Raw genomic sequence first — 19,556 nt, 5'->3', positions numbered from 1 at the left:
NAGAAAATAAACTATCGACCTTAACGCATTCAGGAATATCGTATTCAATGGAGCTTGCAAGTGATAATAAAGTAACATGATGCTCAAGTTCAACAAGCTGCGCAGCCAAAGTAAGCATCACTTTTTCTGCGCCACCGCCAACAAGAGAGTCAATTACTATCACAATGTTCATGCATGGCTTCCTACGAGCATATTTTTTACAGCACTGGTAATTACGCTATAGCTTTGAGGGTTCTCTAATTTATGGTATTTAATTAAGAGAGATTTGTAGCGACTGTCTTCTATTGCGTGTTCAATTTTAGAGACTATATCATCAGCATTAAGGCTTGCTTTAATAACTACACCTGTATTAACACAATTTTCTAGGCGAGCGTGTTGATCCTTTGAAATAGCGCAAGCTATTACAGGGGTTTGCAATGCAATGGCCTGCAACAAAGTATCACCAGCACTTAATAAAGCCAGCTTAGCCTGACTCAACAAGGCTAAAAAATCCGTTCCCTCTAAACTTGTTAAACAAATAATCTCGCTTGTTTTTGGTATTCTTTTTGTATAATTAGAACCAAACACGACCACTGTTTTTAAACCCGTTTTTTTTCCCGCTTTAAGCGCGGTCTCGAAGTAGGTGTCTGCACAATTTAAATTATTAAATGTATGTCCACCAGAGCCTGCATTTACTAATAAGTAGTTATTCTCTTCAAGCCCATATTTGTTCAAAACTTGCTTTTTTTGCTCAACTGAAGCGTGTGCAACGAAAGGGCCAACATTATACGGGTGAGCAAGGGGAAACATATCTAGCTTTGTATTTTCCACCCAACTTAAAGGCGCAATGCAATAATCTGGCTGTACAACCCAATGCGCATCAATTAAATTTGCACGGTTTAGCTTTAACCCTTTTGCGCGCTTTTTTTCATGTTGAGAGATAAAAACAACTTTAGCGCCAACCTCTTTTGCCGCTTTCATGTGTGCTGCGCGCCCAGCACAATCAAATACAACTACGTCTGGTTTGTATGCAGTAATAAAGTCGCACACTAATGTAACTTCTTTGGTTGCTGAAGTCTCAAGTAAGGTGGTATCAAAGGGGCAATTATCAGCGTAGGCTGTATACTTATTTAAAATAAAATGAATATCAAGCATCCCAGCAAATTCGGCGAGTAACCCATTAGCCAACGACAACGAGCGCATATATTCACCAATTCCTTCTGGTGACGATACTGGAATAAATAAAAGTCGTTTGTTGCTCATTGCATTCTCAATTTCCTATTTGATCTTTAGTATATCAATCAGGCCTTTGTTACGATAGATAGGTTACATTTTTATACATTTAATTGACCCTATAAATTTGAATATTTACTGCAATAACATACTTAGATTGGTAAACTTGCCAACAATCTTAATCACAAGGACCTGAACTTTGCGACACAGAATTTTTATTCTTTCAACATTATTTAGTGCTATCAGTTTATCTGTTAATGCTGAACCATGGGTTAAACCAGATGACTACGGACTAAAAGCTGATATACAACAGCTAGCCGACGCCGGTATTATTTTAGCGCCGGTAACAACATACCCGTTAATGTGGAAGAGCTTTATTAATGATGTTAACAGTATGCCCATCGAGCAATTATCTCCAAGCTTGCAAGACGCATTACTGCGTGTTAAGCATCGTTATAAATCTGAAAACGCAAGTTCACATAGTGTGCAATTATCAGCTTATGCAGCCACAGATCCAATACATACAACGAGCTTTGGCGCTACAAACACTCAAGAATCTGAATTAAGCGCAGCATACGCTTACCTTGGGGATAATTTTGCAGCAAAGATTGCTATTAACTACCGAAACGATGGCAAAAAGTGTCTAATTGAAGGTAAAACAACTGATGATATAGCCTTAGATGATCAAGCGCTTGAAGATTGTAACGACACTTCATTTGACGATAGCTATTTAGCATACCGCTTAGGTAATTGGATTTTTAGAGCCGGCGCCGTAGAGCAATTTTGGGGACCTGGTGTTGATAACAGTTTAATTATATCAGGTAATGCCAAGCCACTACCTGCTCTGAGTGTAACGCGTGAGCAAAGCACTGCGTTTGAAACCCCATGGTTAAGCTGGTTAGGGCAATGGAGCTTTACAGCTCAAATGGCAAAACTCGAATCAACCCGCGTAATTCCTGATGCATTACTTTGGAGCAGCCGTTTAAATATTCGCCCAGTTCAACAGTTGGAAATAGCGGTAAGCTGGTCTGCACAATGGGCTGGCGAAGGACAACCTGGCTCTGCTGGTGATTTTATTGATGTAATTACCGGGCAAACCCAGTGTGTAGATGGCAATGAAAGCTGCGATAGCTCATTAGAGTCTAAAATTGGTAACCAGCTAGCAGGTATTGACGTTCGTTGGGCTGATACATTATTTAGCCACCCATACGCTATTTATGCCAGCACCATAGGTGAAGATGCCAGCTCACAATTTAAACCAGCCGATAGAGCTTACTTATTTGGTGTGCAAACGACCCAACGCATTTATGATCAAAATGTATTAGTGAATGTAGAATACATAGATACAGGTGTTTCGTGCGCAGCGGAATCAACCAATGAAAACTGTTATTACGAACACACTGATTACAAATCAGGTTACCGCTACCACGGCAGAACTATAGGTTCAACGTTTGATAATGACGCACAATCTGTAGTATTAACATTATTAGGTCAACTTTCGAATGGTGATGACTGGCAGGTAAAATTACGTAGCGTGGATTACAATAGTGATAATAGTGATAAAGCCCCTGATAATCCTGATATAGGTAATACAATTACTAAGACGGGTTATAACTCAAAACAGCTTGAACTTCGTTACAGAAAAATCACCATGGGTGGGCGTTTAACACTAGGTGCTTTTGCATCTCAAAATGACGATGCGGAAAATGACACATCTGCCTTTGCTAAATACGAATATAACTTTTAGCCAGTATTTTAAATACACTTTATTCAGGCTTTAAAAAAGGGGATGAGAGCAACGCTTTCATCCCCTTTTTTATACGCAAAATATACTTACTGCTTTATTTTGCTAATCACTTTTGATGTAGAACAACCATCTAAAAATGTTAGCACTTCTACTTTTCCGCCATGGCGCAGTACATGATCGGCCCCTGCTATTTGCTCTACAGTATAATCGCCACCTTTTACTAAAATGTCAGGGCTTATTTGCTCAATTAATTTAGCGGGTGTATCGTTTTCCTCAGCGCTGCCAAAGGGGATTACCCAATCAACAGAGGCAAGTGCACTTAATACCATTGCGCGCTCATCAAGTGGATTTATTGGGCGCTCAGGGCCTTTTAAACGGGTAATAGATTCATCATTATTTAACCCAACAACGAGTCTATCTCCGCGCGCTTTAGCTTGTGCTAAATAGCGCACATGGCCTGCATGTAAAATATCAAAACAACCATTGGTAAATACAATGGTTTCGCCGTTTTGTTTTGCAAACTCAATATGCTGTAGCACATCATCAAATGGGGTTTGGTAGTGCTCGCCATTTGTGTGTAAGTACTGGCCTAACTTTTGACTTAGCTCTTCTGGTGACACTGTGGCTGCACCCAATTTACTTACCACAATGCCTGCAGCTAAATTAGCAATTTCTACTGCATCTTTAGGGGGCATACCTGCTCCAAGCATTACAGCTAAAGTTGCAATTACGGTATCACCTGCGCCAGTTACATCGCTTACTTCTAGCTGCTGAGCTGCAAAGTCGTGCTTTTCATCGGCATTAATTAACGACATACCTTGCTCTGAGCGTGTAAGTAGCATGGCTTTAATACCATTTTTACTAATAAGCTCACGAGCACTTTGCGCTAAAATCTCTTCAGAGCCTGTTTTACCGCCTGCTAAATTAAACTCATGTAAGTTAGGCGTAATGTAGTCTGCGCCCTCGTATAAGTGTAAGTCTGGCGATTTAGGATCGATAAGTACGGTTTTACCCGCCGCTTTTGCAATACTCACCATCTCTTTAATTAAGCTGAGCGAGCCTTTACTGTAATCAGAAAACACCACAAAATCGTATTCATCAAGCACCAGCTCTAAGCGATTTAATAACAGCTGGCTATGCTGCTCAGTAAATGTCTCTTCTAAATCAAGGCGCACAAGTTGTTGATGGCGGCTAATAACGCGCATTTTAGAAATAGTCGGTAAATCACATACACTCACAAGCTGTGAGCTTATTTTTTCACCTTTTAAAATTGTTTCTAAAATTTGCCCACTTTCATCTTCACCAATTAAGCCAAGTAACCCTACTTTGGCATCAAGCCTAGCAATGTTTTTAGCAACATTGGCAGCGCCACCGGCTTTGTCTTCAAACTTGCTTACTTTTACTACAGGTACTGGCGCTTCTGGCGAAATACGCCCAGTGTCACCGTACCAGTAGCGATCAAGCATTACATCGCCCACCACTAAAATACGCGCTTTAGATAAGTTTTTTAATAGCGATAAATCCATTACTGCTGCTCCGCAACAACCATATCTATGGCTTCACATAACCAGTGGCCAATAAACATATGCGCTTCTTGAATACGTGCTGTTTCATCGTTTTTGATAATAATTGGCAGCTTGGCAATGTTTTTTACTTTTCCGCCATCACGACCTGTTAATGCAACAGTATACGCGCCAATTTTATTAGCAGCTTCAAGTGCTAAATTAATATTTGCACTGGTACCTGAGGTTGTTAAACCAATCACTAAATCTTCTGGTTTACACAGCGCCTGAACTTGGCGCTCAAACACGGTATCAAAATGGTAGTCGTTACTGTGCGCAGTAAGAATTGACGTATCAGTTGTGAGCGCCATAGACGCAAGCGGTCCTCGCTCTAATTTATAACGTACTACAAATTCGGCCGCTAAATGCTGAGCATCCGCTGCACTTCCGCCGTTACCAAACCAAATAACCTTACCACCAGCTTGTAATGCACTATGGCATGCTTCTAATAACTGCATAGACTCTTGATGATAAGCCTCCATCGTTTCAAATAAGGCTTGATGACGGTTTAAACTTTCAACGTAGCTTGTTGCCACAGAATCGATAATTGACATGAAAAATTCCTCTAGGAACTGAAATGGCAGGAAAAAATGAAATCCATTATTCCACAGTTTTATTTAGTTGTGTGTATTTTATAGGAATATAGCTGAACTGGAACATAATTTAGTGCTTCACATGTTCAGAAATTATCACTTTCGCGTTAAACTAAGGGCACTTACCTCAATAAAAGTTCAGTATGGCACGCATTTTTTACTCATTCGCTTTAATTTTAATTAGCCCGCTGATTGTATTTTACTTATATGTATTAAGAGGTAAAAAAAACAAAGGCTACCGCGCACACTTTAAAGAGCGCTTTGGCTTTGTGAGCAAAAGCTTATTTACAAGCAAAAGCAAACCGTTAGTTGTGCACTGCGCCTCTGTAGGTGAAGTACTTGCAGCTGCACCACTTATTAAAGCGCTGCAAAAACAACATCCCCAGCTTAATATACTTATTACCTGCAATACCCCTACAGGGCGCGAGCAAATAATTAATCAGTTTAAAAATACCGTGGCGTGTAGTTATTTACCTATGGACTTTGCGTTTTCGACCGCCCGATTTTTAAAACGTATTAACCCACAAACACTATGCATATTAGAAACCGAGCTTTGGCCAAACTTAATGGCAATAAGCCATAAAAAGAACATTCCGGTACTGGTACTTAATGCACGCTTGAGCGAAAAATCGCAACAAGGGTATCAAAAGGTTACCAAGTTAACGCAAATAATTATGCGTTCAATCACGGTACTTGCAAGTCACAATAAAAAAGATGCCGAGCGGTTTATTGAGCTAGGTTTACCCCCCTCAAAAAGCCATGTTACAGGCTCAATAAAGTTCGACATTACGCCAAGCGACGAACAACTGACTAAAGTGGCAAATCTTAAATTCGTGTATAAAACTCAAGAGCGTTTTGTATGGGTGGCAGGCTCGACTCACCCACTTGAGCACGAAATGATATTAAACGCCCATCAGCAACTATTAAAAAAGTACCCAAATGCACTTTTAATCATTGCCCCGCGACACCCTGAACAGTTTGATAAAGTAGCCGACACGTTAGCTCAAAGCCCACTTAGCTTTAGTCGTCGCAGCAACAATAACTATCAAAACGAACACGTACTATTGGCCGATACACTTGGCGAACTGCAATGTTTATATGGCGCTGGTAATGTAAGTTATGTAGGAGGTAGTTTAATTCGCCGCGGCGGGCATAACCCACTTGAATCTGCAGCTTTTTCAGTTGGTGTTATAACTGGCCCATATACGTATAACTTTGATCATATCTACCCTGAACTTATAAAGTTAAAGGGGGCTGTGGTTGTTGAAAACACTGATGAGCTTGCTACACAGTTAATTAATTTAAGCCAAAACACTAAAGCCTGCCAAACTTTAGGGAATAAAGCGCAGCAGTGCGTATTAAAAAACCAAGGCGCCATTAAAAAAACATTAACCATAATTAATCAGTATTTAGAGCCATAAGCATGACCAATTTAGCTATTACTCAAACCCGTGAGTGGGTATCGTCGGTTATTGTAAAATATAACTTTTGCCCATTTGCCCGCAAAGAAGTTGAGAACAACTGCATTCATTATGTGCTTAGCCCAGCAGTAAAAATTGATGATGCGGTAATGGATATGCTTGAGCAATGTACTCAGCTTGATCAAAATCCAGAGCGCGAAACTACATTAATATTGTTTGATAACGGCTTTAGTGATTTTGAAGACTTTTTAGATTTAGTTGATTTAGCCAATGCGCTACTGGTTGCACAGGGCTTTGAAGGTAAATATCAAATTGCTAATTTCCACCCTGACTACGTTTTTGCCGACAGCGATGAAGATGATGCCGCAAATTACACAAACCGATCACCCTACCCTACACTGCATTTAATTCGCGAACTAAGTATGAGCGAAGCACTTGATAACTATAACGAGCCAGAATCTATCCCTGAGCACAATATAAAACTTGCAAGGCGCAAAGGCATCGACTTTTGGCAGCAGCTTTTAGAAGGTATAAAAAAACCGAGCGCATAACCGTTCGGTTTTTAAGTATCAAATTCAATATTACTTTTTAACCCAGCTGCCATTTACTTCAACATAATCACCACTTTGGGTTTTTTCGATTGTTTTAGCCGCAGCGAGTGCTTCTACTTGGGCGAGCGATAAATTGTTCTTTTTAGCTAGTTTTAAATACTGAGCTTTACGCTTTGCGTTAATTTCTTCAACAACAGCTTTAGCTTCGCTATTTTGTACTACTAAGCCTAAATAACCCGAACTGTTCTCACCCACTAACCCTTGGCTTTTAGCATCATCTAAACTAATCGCCCACGCCGAAAACGACAAACATACCGCACTTACTAAAGTGGCAATACTTAATTTATTTTTTATAGTCATCATTTAGCTCCTAAAATAATTCACTGTCGTCACTGAATAGGGTATCGAGTTCTTTATCTACTTTTACTCGAATTTCGTGATCTACTTTTACATTTAGATTGATAGTTATTGGCTCTTTCGCTGCCACCTCTACTCTGTGAGTACATGCGCTTAAAGCGCTAATAGCAGCAAAGGCTATGATTGCCTTAATGCTTAACGAATTTTTCATCATTAGTTTCCTTTTTGAGAATATTGCTGCTCAACTTTTTGTGTTATTTCATCACTTAATCTTAGCGCTCTAAGTAGCGTAAACACGTTTTCTTCGTGGTTATAGTTAAAATTAACTTGCTGCTGTTGTGGCGCATTAAAGCCTTGTAAGTTAACACCTAAATTTAACCAACCATCACTTTTAAGTGCCACTGTACTATTAAGTTTTTGTATCTCAAGGTTTTTAAGTAAGCCCAGTACAGGTTGTAATTCTTGTTGCTGTTGAATAACAGCGTCAAACGCTGCGTTATTGTTAATAATAAGCTTACCTTCACCTTGGTTTAATAAGCTGCCGTTTGTAACCTCTACGCCACTGTCACTAAAATGAAGTGGCAGCCACCCTTTTAATCGGCCCGTTAAGGTAATTCCCGACTTGTCATCAAGGGTAATAAGCTTACTCGCATCAATATCTTTAAAAGTAACATTGGCTGTTTGCTGCGATTTTAAAAGCGAGTATTTATCTAATTCAAATACCCCACCAAACACATTGCCACTTACATCAAATGCTTGCGCGCTGTTATTTACCACTTTTATTTTGCCATTAATATTATTAACTACCGCGCCCGCTCTTAATTCATTAACGTTAAAGGTAGTAGGCTCAACATTAAGCTGTCCTGAATCATATTGCCCATTAAGTTGCGCCCTAAACTGATTAGCTAAGTAATCGTTATAAAGCGCGCTGGTATCATCAATAGTTAAATTAAAATTAGCTTTTTGTAAGTTAACATCGCCACTAATTCGCCCACCAAACTCGCCTTGAGTGAGCTGAGCTAACGGCTCAAATTGGCTAATAATTGAATTTAGCGAAAGTACATTTTGCTGCGGGACTATTACTTCAAACGGGTGTTCTACTTTAGAAATATGGTGATTCGCCACCAGCTCTATACCGTTTACAAATACATGATGAGACGCTTTAAGCGCTCGGCTTTGCAAGCCCTTTGAATCTACGTTTATATTTTCTAAATCAATGCTCGGGCTTGTCAGTCTACTTATTTGAGTATTCGCTGATAAATGAGCAAATAACTCACCCACGCCTAAGTTTGCCTTTGCACTGAGGGTATTGTTAATACCAGTGAGCTTATACTCATCGTATTGAGCGCTTTTAAACTCACTTTTTAAAACCACGTTTGCATCGAGCTTTTCACTCATATTTGCCACTAGTTTACCTGTGTAAGCGTTAATAGTAGTGCCATAAGCAACGGCTTTATCAAAACTAAAGGTAGTACTTACTTTACCTACGGGTTTAGAGTCAATAAGTTGAGTAAGTGTAAAGTCGCCGTGGGCTTTTACATTATTAGCATCAGCCGGTAAAAATTCAGGCAAAGCGGTAAGCACAATATCGTAGTTGCCAATTAGTTGTGCGTTTTCAAGCTGCGTATTTAGCACTATAGCCTTTATATCATCAGTATGTAGCTGCGCTTTAAGCTGCGTGCGCGCACTTTGCAACGGTGTAGCTATATTTATAAACGTATCTGTAAAAGTTATGTCTATGTCTTGCTCACTTTGCTCATCGCTTGTAAGCGTTATTAACGGCAAGGTTAAGTTATTATCTACTAGGCTTATTTCTTTAGGTAAAGCCCATTGCCAATTAAGGGGAAGTTGCATAACGGCAAAGGCCTTGTAATCACCTTCAGGAATAAGAGATTGATAATTATTACTAAGCATTACGTTATTTTTAAGCTTGCTTGGGTCAAGTGAAAGCTTTTGGGTATTTAAATTATACGCAGTGCTTAGCACCCCTTCAGTATTATTACTAATGTCGCAGTTTTTAAATTTATAGTCATACCGCGCCTGCAAACTACCAGTGGAGCTTCCCTCTATCCCATTAAAGCTAAATGCTTGCGATGTATTAAAGCTAAGTCCACTTAATAACGCGTTATCGGTTTTAAGTAATTGTTTAAGCAATTTATCACTAACTTTAAGCTGCCCTTGTACCTTGTTATTGTAAAGCGTTGCGCTGGCACTTAAATCACCACTAACTACAAACTGGTTAAGCTTAGGCTCGTTAATGCTTAGCATTAAAGGCTGATTTAAAAACTCACTGTTTATACTTAGTTGCCCAACTGTAATTGTTGGTCTTTTTTCGGGCAGGGCTAAATCTAAAATTGTTGCAGGGCTACTTGCTTTATCACTTTGAGGAAGTGGATTTATATTAAGCGCCGCATGTTTAATTTCAACATGGCGAGTATTTGCGGTAATGCCTGTAGCAACAAGCTCTTGGTTTTGGTAACTCAAGCACGCTTTTTGTACATGCACATTTAGCTTGCTGGTAAGCGAAAAGTCTAAACAACTTAAAGTAACGCCCGCTTTTTCAAGCTGAGGCGCTACAGCCCATTGTAATAATGGCAAACGAAATACATAACCAAGCAATACTATGCTTAGTAATACAGTCCCAACAATTAAACCAATGCGCTTTAACATACTATCCTTATAAGCTTTTATTCATACCTTACAAACTATCGTAATTTTAAATCTACGCAATTAAAAAAGGCTGCACAGGCAGCCTTTTTTATTTTACAGCTAGATTATGAATCTAGCTTGTATAGGGAGTGATTGTGATCACTAGCCTACATTTTTACGTGCATTGCGGAACATGCGCATCCACGGGCTATCTTCTTGCCACTCATCAGGGTGCCAAGAGTTAGCTACAGCGCGAAATACACGCTCTGGGTGAGGCATCATTACTGTTGCGCGGCCATCAGTAGAAGTAATACCGGTAATACCTTCTGGTGAACCATTCGGGTTAGCCGGGTATTGCGTTGTAGGGTTACCGTAGTTATCTACAAATTTAACCACGACAGTGCCGCTTTCAAGCGCAACTTGAGTGGCAGCATCATTTGCAAACTCAGCATGGCCTTCACCATGAGATACAGCAATCGGCATACGCGATCCCGCCATACCACTGAAGAACACCGACGGATTCTCTTGTATTTCTACTAAGCTAAAGCGTGCTTCAAAACGCTCAGATTTATTAGTTACAAAACGAGGCCAATGCTCAGTACCTGGAATTAGCTCTTTAAGCGTTGATAACATTTGGCAACCATTACATACACCTAAACTAAAGGAGTCTTCACGGTGGAAGAAGTTTTGGAACTGATCGCGTGCCATATCGTTAAACAATATAGACTTAGCCCAACCTTCACCGGCGCCTAATACGTCACCGTAAGAGAAACCACCGCATGCCACTAAGCCTTTAAACTGCTCAAGAGTTAAACGCCCTTCGAGTATATCGCTCATGTGCACATCAACAGCGGCAAAACCAGCACGGTTGAACGCAGCAGCCATTTCTAGGTGCGAGTTAACGCCTTGCTCACGTAAAATAGCCATTTGTGGTTTAGCGCCCGTTGCAATGTATGGCGCAGCTATATCTTCGTTTAAGTCAAAGTTAAGTTTTACGTTTAAGCCTGGATCTTTTGCATCAAACTTGGCATCAAACTCTTGCTTAGCACAATCAGGGTTATCACGACGTGCTTGCATTTGGTACGTTGTTTCGGCCCAAATAGTACGTAATTCAGTTCGAGTATGATTAAGTACCGTTTGTTCGCCGCGGTTAAATACAATGCTATCGTCGCTGTTAAGCGAGCCAATCACGTGACTAATTGCAGCTACACCGTGTTGTTCAAACACTGCATTTACAGCCTCTAAGTCGCTGTTAGCCACTTGAATTACTGCACCAAGCTCTTCGTTATAAAGCGCTTCTAAGTCTGAGCCTGTTAGGCCAGCTAAATCAACGGTTACACCTGTGTGCCCTGCAAATGCCATTTCAGTTACGGTAGTAAATAAACCACCGTCTGAACGGTCATGATAAGCAAGTAGTTTGCTATCTGCTACAAGTGCCTGCATAGCATTATAAAAGCCTTTAAGTAACTCAGGGCTATCTACATCAGGTGTAACATCACCAAGCTGCTTATAAACCTGTGCAAGGCTTGATGCACCCATGCGGTTTTTGCCAGCACCTAAATCAACTAAAATAAGCGATGTGTCGCCTTTATCAGTGCGTAACTGTGGCGTTACTGTTTTACGTACATCGTCAACACGGCCAAAGGCTGTAATAATAAGCGATAACGGCGACGTTACTGATTGCTCAGCACTATCGTCTTCGTTTTTCCATGTCGTTTTCATCGACATAGAATCTTTACCTACAGGTATAGTTAAACCAAGTGCAGGGCAAAGCTCTTCGCCAACCGCTTTTACGGCTTCGTAAAGGCCTGCGTCTTCACCTGGGTGACCCGCTGCGGCCATCCAGTTAGCAGATAGCTTAATGTTCTCAAGGCTACCAATGTTTGCACAGGCAATATTAGTTAACGATTCAGCCACCGCTAAACGCGCCGAAGCACCGTAATTTAATAGTGCCGCCGGAGTTCGTTCCCCCAGTGACATGGCTTCACCGTGATAAGTATCGTACGTTGCCGCGGTCACTGCACAGTTAGCAACAGGGACTTGCCAAGGGCCAACCATTTGATCCCGTGCAACTAAACCGGTAACTGAGCGGTCGCCAATGGTAATTAAGAACGTTTTTTCTGCAATGGTAGGTAAGCGTAATAAGCGCTGCGCAGCATCTGCTACGTCAATAGCGTTTGCATCAATGGCTGTGCCTGTTACTTGCTGTGATGTTACATTGCGGTGCATTTTAGGCGCTTTACCTAATAATACATCTAGCGGTAAATCAACAGGGCTGTTATCAAAGTGGCTGTCTGCTACGGTTAAATGGCGCTCTTCTGTGGCTTCACCAATTACTGCGTACTGTGCGCGTTCGCGCTTACAAATGGCTTCAAAACGATCAAAGTCTTCTACAGCTACAGCAAGTACATAGCGCTCTTGCGATTCATTACACCAAATTTCATGAGGTGCCATGCCTGGCTCATCGTTAGGAATATCGCGTAGTTGGAATTTACCACCACGGCCACCATCGTTTACCAGTTCAGGAAAGGCATTTGATAAACCACCAGCGCCTACATCATGAATAAATGTAATTGGGTTTTCGTCGCCTAACTGCCAACACTTATCGATCACTTCTTGGCAACGGCGTTCCATTTCTGGGTTTTCACGTTGAACAGAAGCAAAATCTAAGTCTTCGTTTGATTGGCCCGATGCCATGCTTGATGCTGCACCACCGCCTAAACCAATGTTCATAGCAGGGCCGCCTAGCGCAATTAGTTTTGCGCCTACTGGAATATCGCCTTTTTGAACATGATCAGCACGAATATTTCCTAAACCACCGGCAAGCATAATTGGTTTGTGGTAACCACGTACCTCTTCCCCATTGTGGCTTGTTACTTTTTCTTCGTACGTGCGGAAATAACCTAATAAATTAGGACGACCAAACTCATTATTAAATGCAGCACCGCCCAGTGGGCCATCCATCATAATATCAAGGGCATTGACTATACGACCAGGCTTACCAAAGTCGCTTTCCCACGGTTGCTCGTAACCTGGTATACGTAAGTTAGAAACCGTAAAGCCAACTAAACCTGCTTTTGGCTTAGAACCACGCCCTGTTGCGCCTTCATCACGAATTTCACCACCTGAACCGGTAGCCGCACCCGAAAACGGTGCAATAGCCGTTGGATGGTTATGCGTTTCTACTTTCATTAATATTTCAATGTCTTCTTGATGATACGCATATTCACCTTGCGCATTCGGGAAGAAGCGACCCGCTTTTGAGCCTTTCATTACTGCCGCATTATCTTTATAAGCAGACAGTACATTTTCAGGGTTGTGCTCAAAGGTATTTTTGATCATTTTAAACAGCGATTTTGGCTGTTCAATGCCATCAATTGTCCAATCAGCATTAAATATTTTATGACGACAATGCTCTGAGTTTGCTTGGGCAAACATAAATAATTCTATGTCGTTAGGATTACGACCTAGCTTTTTAAAGTTCTCTACTAAGTAGTCTATTTCGTCATCGGCAAGAGCAAAACCTTGATCAACATTTGCGGCAGCTAACGCTTCTCGACCACCACCTAAAATATCAACTGATGACATTTCACGAGGAGAATCATTACGGAATAACTGCGCTGCTGCTTCAAGCTCAGTGTGTGTAGCTTCGGTCATACGGTCGTGTAATAACGCCGTTACTTGTCCAAGTTGCTCTGCACTTAGCTCACCTTCTATATAATAAGCAATACCGCGCTCTACACGGTGGACCTGTTTAAGGCCACAGTTATGCGCTATATCGGTTGCTTTAGATGCCCAAGGCGAAATGGTACCAGGGCGAGGTGTAACAAGTACTAATGTGCCAGCTGGGGTATGCTCGGCAATAGTTGGACCGTAAGTTAATAGCTTTTCAAGCTTGGTCTGCTCATCAACACTCAAAGGCGATGTTAAATCGGCAAAATGAGCATATTCGGCATATACGTTAGTGACTGGAAGTTGCGATTGCTGGCAACGCGCTAAAATTTTATTAACTCTGAACTCTGACAGTGCTGGTGCACCACGAAGGATCAACATAGATAATTTCATCCGGGGTTAGGGATTGAACGATATTTTAGGCACGCATTATAGTCCAATTAGCCATCATATTTAACTCCAAATTACGCTTTTCATAAAATTAACTTCTTACGCTTTATTTATTCTCTTCCCTACTAATAAAATAAATAGGAAAGTGACGAAATGGTTAAGTTTTGTTATAACGGGTGTTAGCGTGTTAAAGGGGCACTCAATGTTCAAAGAAAAGCTAATAACAATCATTACTTTAGTTATGCTGTTATGTGCATGTAATATGCAAGAACAGCCAACTCAACTCGCCCAAATTAAAGAGCAAAACAAAATACGTGTGGGCACGTTGGCAAGTGCGAGTAATTATTATCAAGCAGTGCAAGGCGAGCAAGGCTTTGAATATGAGCTTTCTCAAGCGTTTGCCGATTACTTAGGTGTTGAACTGGAAATAGTCCCTTTTTTTAATTTATCTGATATGTTTGAGCGCTTAGAAAGTGGTGACTTAGACCTAATTGCTTCAGGCCTTACATACAATAAAACGCGCGCACAGCAATACCGCTATGGCCCTACCTACAGAACAATAAGCCAAAAATTAGTATATAAACAAGGTCGTGTTCGTCCTCGTAAATTTGACGATTTAGAAGGTAACTTTACGGTTATAGCCAAAAGCAGTCACTCTCTTACTCTACAAAAAGCGCAAAAAAACAACCCATCACTCACCTGGACCGAGAGTGAAGAGTTTGATGAAGAGGAACTACTTCAAGCTGTTATAGATGGTGAAATAGACTATACCCTAGCCGATTCGCATACATTATCGCTTTTTAGGCGCTATCATCCTAATTTAAGTATTGGCTTTTCAGTCAGCCGTAATGATCCAATAGCGTGGATACTTCGCAAGTCAAAAGATGACTCTTTATACGCCTTACTCGTGCCATTTTTTGGTGAAGTAAAACAAAACAACCAACTTTATGTACTCGAAGAAAAATATTTTGGTCATGTACGCCAGTTTAACTATGTGAATACATTAGCTTACATAGAAGCAATAAAAGAAACGCTCCCTACATATCAACCATGGTTTGAGCAATACGCAAGGGATCTTGACTGGCGTTTACTCGCAGCATTAAGTTACCAAGAGTCGATGTGGAACCCTCGCGCTAAATCCCCAACGGGGGTTCGTGGTATTATGATGCTTACACGCAGTACAGCTAAACAAGTTGGTGTAACTAATCGCCTTGAGCCAGAACAAAACATTCGTGGTGGTGCTCAGTATCTAAGTAAATTAATAACCCGTATTCCTGATAGAATACCTCAGCCAGACAGAACTTGGCTTGCTTTAGCGGCTTATAATGTTGGTTGGGGTCATGTAAATGACGCGCGTATTATCACCCAGCAACAAGGGGCAAGCCCTGATAAATGGGCCGACGTGAAAAAGCGTTTACCGTTATTGATCAAGAAACGTTATTACCGTAAAACACGCTATGGCTATGCTCGTGGTGACGTTGCAGTTCATTATGTTGATAATATTCGCAGATACTACGACGCACTGGTATGGCTTGATGAAAACAATGCAATGACAGAAGAAAATACCACTACAGAGCATAATAGCGACAGCAGTATAAAACAAAATGAATCGCCATAGCGGTTCAATGAATTAGTAGTAAATTTAGTATTTATAAAAGATTACAACTCTAAAGCAGTGAGTAACTAAAATATCTGTTTACTTGTCATGAAATGATCACTAATGTGTGATAATTGTATATCTTAACATTTTCAAAGATATGCCTTGTGCCTTTCTCACTCTCACGCATTAGGAGAACACATGCTAAAACGTAGACGCACGCAAAAATTAAAAAGAAACGTTATTTATTCAACGGCAACACGTCGTCGTATCATGTTACGTGGTTTACATAAAAAAATAATATGGCGTCGCAGAATGTTTGCAATGCAACAAATGGAAGCATCAGACACCCTACCTGTAGGCAATTGATAACGTATTTTTAAGCTTCACGAGCAGCTTTTTTGGCTGCTTTAATTTGTGCTCTTCTTCGTTTAAAAAATTCAGAAATAGTGTTTCCGCATTCATCAGCTAATACCCCTTTAACAACTTCAACTTGATGGTTAAGCCTTGGTTCTTGCAGTAAGTTCATAATAGAACCTGCTGAGCCGGTTTTTGCATCTGTGGCGCCGAAGACTAAACGCTTTATTCTGCTATGTACTAACAGACCTGCACACATTGAGCATGGCTCAAGTGTTACATATAAGGTGCAATCAATTAACCGATAGTTATTTAGCACTTTACCGGCTTCTCTCACAGCAATCATTTCAGCATGAGCTGAAGGGTCATTATCTGTAATGGAACGATTGTATCCAGCCGCTATAAGTTGATTATCTTTTACTAAAACAGCACCAACGGGAATTTCGTTAAGCAACTCTGCTTGTTTTGCATATAAAAGCGCTTGCTCCATCCAATAAGCGTCGTCAAATGGCTTGTTCATTATTTCTTCTTCAATTGCCTTTTATGCTTTAATTATACCTAGTTAAAACCCTAAAGCGTGTCATTGATTACTTTATTGCAAAAATAAAACACTATTTAGCTGTTAATAATGGCTCACTGCCGCTGATTTACGTTATAATCTCACGCTTTTTTTATTTAGCTCACAACACGGGTAGCGAATGAAATTTCCTGGACGCCGCAGGCATAAACATTATTTTCCAGTGGAAGCCAAAGATCCACTAACTAATCAACTTAACGCAACAGATAGATTACAACGTAGCTATATTACGGGTATCGATCAAATCGTTGTTGATATCGAAGCAAAAGTTGATCAAGCTTTCCTTGATGAGTTTCAACTACGCAGAGGCATGTCACAGGTTATAGACAGTGACATAACAAATGCTCTGTACGATCGTTTAAAATTAAACGACATGGTTGATTATGAATTTGCAGGTGGAACCATTGGTAACACAATGCACAACTACTCTGTGCTTGCCGATGATCGCTCTGTTTTATTAGGTGTAATGAGCGAAAACATTAAAATAGGAAGCTACGCATATCGCTTTTTATGTAATACCTCAAGCCGTGTAGATTTAGATTATTTACAGCCTGTTGACGGGCCGATTGGCCGTTGCTTTACCCTGATTGATGAAACGGGCGAACGCACCTTTGCAATCAGTGCGGGTTTAATGAATTACCTACGTCCAGAATCAATAGATAAATCGTTAATAGAAAACTCATCGGCTTTAGTCATTAGTGCATATCTTATGCGTACACAAGATGACGAAACCATGACAGATGCAACTATGCAAGCTGTTAAATATGCTAATGATGCTGGCGTTCCTGTTGTTCTAACACTAGGCACTAAGTTTTTAATAGAGCAAGATCCTGCATGGTGGGCAAAGTTTGTTGAAAAGCATGTAGACATTCTTGCTATGAACGAAGAAGAAGGCTTTGCTATTACAGGGTTTGAAGACCCGCTGTTAGCTGCAGACAAAGCACTAGACTGGGTGGATCTTGTTATATGTACCGCAGGTGAGAAAGGGTTATTTATGGCAGGCCACGTTGATGACAGCTTTAAACGTGAAACTGAATATCCACTACTGCCAGGCGCTATTGCAGACTTTAACCGTTATGAATTTTCACGCGCTATGCGTAAAGCTGATTGCGAAAAACCTATAAGAGCTTACAGCCACACGGCCCCTTTTATGGGCGGACCTGACTCAATCAAAAATACAAATGGTGCAGGCGATTGCGCCCTAGCCGCTGTACTACATGATTTATCAGCAAATGTTTATCACAAACTTAATGTGGCAAACTCAGCGAAGCACGATCAACAAGCCATTACATATTCATCTCTTGCACAAATTAGTAAATATGCAAACAGAGCAAGTTATGAGGTACTTGTGCAACACTCGCCGAGGTTATCGCGTGGTTTGCCTGAGCGTGAAGATTGTTTAGAGCAAGTTTATTGGGAGCAATAAGCTCCCAATGCCTTTCTAAAAAATAGAAATATCGAGCTTTTTAGATAGCAGCTCTAATGCTGCTATCCCCGCGACTGAATTACCAAACGAGTTTAATCCTGGCGAGTAAACTGCAACAGTAAATTTATTCGGTAATACCGCAAGAATAGTACCTGAAACCCCCGACTTTCCGGGCATACCCACTCTATATCCAAAATCGCCTGCGGCATCATACAGACCACTGGTAAATAATAATGAATTAAGCTGTTTATTTTGACGACTACTTAAAACACGCTTACCAGAGAGTCGATCAATACCTTTATTTGCCAAAAAATTATATGCCTTAGCTAGTTCAACACAATTAAGTTCAATAGAGCAAAAATTAAAGTATGACCAAAGCACATCATCAACTTCATTCTCAAAATTACCAAATGACTTCATTAAATGTGCCATAGCAGCATTACGGTGTCTAAATTCATACTCAGAGTTAGCCACTTTTTTATCAATCACAATACCGCGGTTACCTGATAGCAACCTGAATGTTTCGAGCATAGAATGCATAGGTGCAGACAAACGGCTATAAAGCGCATCACAGGTAACAATAGCACCAGCATTTATAAATGGGTTACGCGGTATGCCTTTTTCAAATTCAAGCTGAGTAAGCGAGTTGAAAGCAGTACCTGAAGGCTCTTTACCTACTCTACTCCAAAGTTCATCACCATAACGCTGTAACGCCATAGTTAATGTCATCACTTTAGATACAGATTGAATAGTAAAGCGCTGCGAACAATCACCTGCGCAAATTATGTCACCCTCAGTAGTATATATAGCAATAGAAAACTGCTCAGGATCAACTTCAGCAAGTGCAGGAATATAATCGGCTACTTTTCCCTTAGACAATAAAGGGGCGACTTCTTGAGTGATTTCATTTAATACACGTTGGTAATCTGTAGTAGGCAATTAACACCTCAAATAGGTTTAGGTAAATGAAAATATTACCATGTCTCAGATTAAACGAGCTAGTTTAGTTGAATGAAAAATATTTATTAAATTTTGGGGATAAAAGCAGACGCTAACCTCGTTAGTGAGGCACGGGTTGACGTTTTAAGTTAGTGCGTTTACGCAAAAAACCCGTTACATTAATGTAACGGGTTTCTCTTAATTAAATCCTAGTAATGTCGTGGTGCCCACAGCGGTGGAGAGTCACATAGCAAATGGGATACTATCTTTGCGTCGGGGCGGCCTTCCGCGGGGCTCGCCTTCGAGCTGTTTTGTTTCACTACTGAGTTCGGCATGGGTTCTTGGCTATTTACTAAACCCCAGACAGCAAAAAACCCGTCACATTACTGTAACGGGTTTTCTTAATTAAATCCTGGTAATGTCCTACTTTCACATAGCAAATGCTACACTATCATCGGCGCTGTTTCGTTTCACTACTGAGTTCGGCATGGAGTCAGGTGGGTCCA

15 protein-coding genes, 1 rRNA gene and 1 pseudogene are annotated in these 19,556 nt (G+C 40.7%); 6 read left to right on the top strand and 11 right to left on the bottom strand.

The annotated features are described in order from the left end of the window. Position 1: 1 nt before the first annotated feature. Together ATS71_RS19050 and ATS71_RS11305 are read right to left on the bottom strand one after the other, a co-directional pair. Positions 2-172, bottom strand: a pseudogene (locus ATS71_RS19050) (glycosyltransferase); the annotation flags it as partial. Further along, on the bottom strand, positions 169-1,242 hold the full coding sequence (locus ATS71_RS11305; protein WP_058404921.1) for a hypothetical protein: 1,074 nt from the start codon (positions 1,240-1,242) through the stop codon (positions 169-171). The pseudogene ATS71_RS19050 and the gene ATS71_RS11305, both read right to left, overlap by 4 nt. A gap of 169 nt (positions 1,243-1,411) precedes the next feature. On the opposite strand from ATS71_RS11305, the gene ATS71_RS11300 reads away from it, so the two are divergent. Beyond that, positions 1,412-2,959, top strand: a complete 1,548-nt coding sequence (locus ATS71_RS11300; RefSeq protein ID WP_058404920.1) for a capsule assembly Wzi family protein — start codon at positions 1,412-1,414, stop codon at positions 2,957-2,959. A gap of 86 nt (positions 2,960-3,045) precedes the next feature. Here ATS71_RS11300 and hldE read toward each other — a convergent pair whose 3' ends face one another. Both hldE and ATS71_RS11290 read right to left on the bottom strand, forming a co-directional pair. Next, the gene (gene hldE, locus ATS71_RS11295) at positions 3,046-4,485 is read right to left on the bottom strand and encodes a bifunctional D-glycero-beta-D-manno-heptose-7-phosphate kinase/D-glycero-beta-D-manno-heptose 1-phosphate adenylyltransferase HldE (protein ID WP_058404919.1); all 1,440 of its coding nucleotides are present in this window, start codon (positions 4,483-4,485) and stop codon (positions 3,046-3,048) included. Further along, positions 4,485-5,075, bottom strand: coding sequence for a D-sedoheptulose-7-phosphate isomerase (locus tag ATS71_RS11290; RefSeq protein WP_058404918.1), 591 nt, complete (start codon positions 5,073-5,075; stop codon positions 4,485-4,487). Before ATS71_RS11290 ends, hldE begins: the two co-directional genes overlap by 1 nt. Positions 5,076-5,257: 182 nt before the next feature. On the opposite strand from ATS71_RS11290, the gene waaA reads away from it, so the two are divergent. Beyond that, positions 5,258-6,535, top strand: coding sequence for a lipid IV(A) 3-deoxy-D-manno-octulosonic acid transferase (waaA, locus tag ATS71_RS11285; protein WP_058404917.1), 1,278 nt, complete (start codon positions 5,258-5,260; stop codon positions 6,533-6,535). Positions 6,536-6,537: 2 nt separating this feature from the next. Continuing rightward, positions 6,538-7,086, top strand: a complete 549-nt coding sequence (locus ATS71_RS11280) for a DUF1415 domain-containing protein (RefSeq protein ID WP_058404916.1) — start codon at positions 6,538-6,540, stop codon at positions 7,084-7,086. Positions 7,087-7,116: 30 nt separating this feature from the next. On the opposite strand, the gene ATS71_RS11275 is transcribed toward ATS71_RS11280, so the two are convergent. From ATS71_RS11275 to purL, 4 genes are all read right to left on the bottom strand, one after another. Continuing rightward, positions 7,117-7,446 carry a YdbL family protein gene (locus ATS71_RS11275; protein WP_058404915.1) on the bottom strand — a complete coding sequence of 110 codons (330 nt, stop codon included), beginning with the start codon at positions 7,444-7,446 and terminating at the stop codon, positions 7,117-7,119. A 10-nt stretch (positions 7,447-7,456) separates the two neighbouring features. After that, on the bottom strand, positions 7,457-7,654 hold the full coding sequence (locus ATS71_RS11270) for a YnbE family lipoprotein (protein ID WP_033025578.1): 198 nt from the start codon (positions 7,652-7,654) through the stop codon (positions 7,457-7,459). 2 nt (positions 7,655-7,656) lie between these two features. Further along, positions 7,657-10,113, bottom strand: coding sequence for a YdbH domain-containing protein (locus ATS71_RS11265; protein ID WP_058404914.1), 2,457 nt, complete (start codon positions 10,111-10,113; stop codon positions 7,657-7,659). Positions 10,114-10,254: 141 nt separating this feature from the next. Next, positions 10,255-14,145, bottom strand: coding sequence for a phosphoribosylformylglycinamidine synthase (gene purL / locus ATS71_RS11260; RefSeq protein ID WP_058405098.1), 3,891 nt, complete (start codon positions 14,143-14,145; stop codon positions 10,255-10,257). 211 nt (positions 14,146-14,356) lie between these two features. On the opposite strand from purL, the gene mltF reads away from it, so the two are divergent. Together mltF and ATS71_RS18705 are read left to right on the top strand one after the other, a co-directional pair. Continuing rightward, positions 14,357-15,772: a membrane-bound lytic murein transglycosylase MltF gene (gene mltF / locus ATS71_RS11255; RefSeq protein WP_058404913.1), complete on the top strand. Its 1,416-nt coding sequence runs from the start codon at positions 14,357-14,359 to the stop codon at positions 15,770-15,772. A 180-nt stretch (positions 15,773-15,952) separates the two neighbouring features. Then, positions 15,953-16,120 carry a hypothetical protein gene (locus tag ATS71_RS18705; RefSeq protein ID WP_171034590.1) on the top strand — a complete coding sequence of 56 codons (168 nt, stop codon included), beginning with the start codon at positions 15,953-15,955 and terminating at the stop codon, positions 16,118-16,120. A gap of 10 nt (positions 16,121-16,130) precedes the next feature. On the opposite strand, the gene tadA is transcribed toward ATS71_RS18705, so the two are convergent. Continuing rightward, positions 16,131-16,628, bottom strand: coding sequence for a tRNA adenosine(34) deaminase TadA (gene tadA / locus ATS71_RS11250; protein ID WP_058404912.1), 498 nt, complete (start codon positions 16,626-16,628; stop codon positions 16,131-16,133). Between the two features lie 178 nt (positions 16,629-16,806). On the opposite strand from tadA, the gene ATS71_RS11245 reads away from it, so the two are divergent. Continuing rightward, positions 16,807-18,111 carry an inosine/guanosine kinase gene (locus tag ATS71_RS11245; RefSeq protein WP_058404911.1) on the top strand — a complete coding sequence of 435 codons (1,305 nt, stop codon included), beginning with the start codon at positions 16,807-16,809 and terminating at the stop codon, positions 18,109-18,111. A 15-nt stretch (positions 18,112-18,126) separates the two neighbouring features. On the opposite strand, the gene glsB is transcribed toward ATS71_RS11245, so the two are convergent. Beyond that, complete coding sequence (gene glsB / locus ATS71_RS11240) at positions 18,127-19,050, bottom strand: glutaminase B (RefSeq protein WP_058404910.1); 924 nt, start codon at positions 19,048-19,050, stop codon at positions 18,127-18,129. Positions 19,051-19,460: 410 nt separating this feature from the next. Further along, positions 19,461-19,556: ribosomal RNA gene (rrf, locus tag ATS71_RS19420) — 5S ribosomal RNA — on the bottom strand; the annotation flags it as partial.

Origin of the sequence: Pseudoalteromonas sp. H71 (genome assembly GCF_001468485.1) — a bacterium.
Taxonomy (GTDB): domain Bacteria; phylum Pseudomonadota; class Gammaproteobacteria; order Enterobacterales; family Alteromonadaceae; genus Pseudoalteromonas.
This window is presented reverse-complemented; position numbering and strand designations above follow the sequence as displayed.

Coding starts and splice junctions, on each gene's coding strand:
- ATS71_RS11270 (WP_033025578.1), bottom strand. CDS start 7,654: ATGAAAAATTCGTTAAGCATTAAGGCAATCATAGCCTTTGCTGCTATT.
- hldE (WP_058404919.1), bottom strand. CDS start 4,485: ATGGATTTATCGCTATTAAAAAACTTATCTAAAGCGCGTATTTTAGTG.
- ATS71_RS11280 (WP_058404916.1), top strand. CDS start 6,538: ATGACCAATTTAGCTATTACTCAAACCCGTGAGTGGGTATCGTCGGTT.
- waaA (WP_058404917.1), top strand. CDS start 5,258: ATGGCACGCATTTTTTACTCATTCGCTTTAATTTTAATTAGCCCGCTG.
- ATS71_RS11265 (WP_058404914.1), bottom strand. CDS start 10,113: ATGTTAAAGCGCATTGGTTTAATTGTTGGGACTGTATTACTAAGCATA.
- ATS71_RS18705 (WP_171034590.1), top strand. CDS start 15,953: ATGCTAAAACGTAGACGCACGCAAAAATTAAAAAGAAACGTTATTTAT.
- ATS71_RS11275 (WP_058404915.1), bottom strand. CDS start 7,446: ATGACTATAAAAAATAAATTAAGTATTGCCACTTTAGTAAGTGCGGTA.
- ATS71_RS11245 (WP_058404911.1), top strand. CDS start 16,807: ATGAAATTTCCTGGACGCCGCAGGCATAAACATTATTTTCCAGTGGAA.
- purL (WP_058405098.1), bottom strand. CDS start 14,145: ATGTTGATCCTTCGTGGTGCACCAGCACTGTCAGAGTTCAGAGTTAAT.
- ATS71_RS11305 (WP_058404921.1), bottom strand. CDS start 1,242: ATGAGCAACAAACGACTTTTATTTATTCCAGTATCGTCACCAGAAGGA.
- tadA (WP_058404912.1), bottom strand. CDS start 16,628: ATGAACAAGCCATTTGACGACGCTTATTGGATGGAGCAAGCGCTTTTA.
- ATS71_RS11290 (WP_058404918.1), bottom strand. CDS start 5,075: ATGTCAATTATCGATTCTGTGGCAACAAGCTACGTTGAAAGTTTAAAC.
- mltF (WP_058404913.1), top strand. CDS start 14,357: ATGTTCAAAGAAAAGCTAATAACAATCATTACTTTAGTTATGCTGTTA.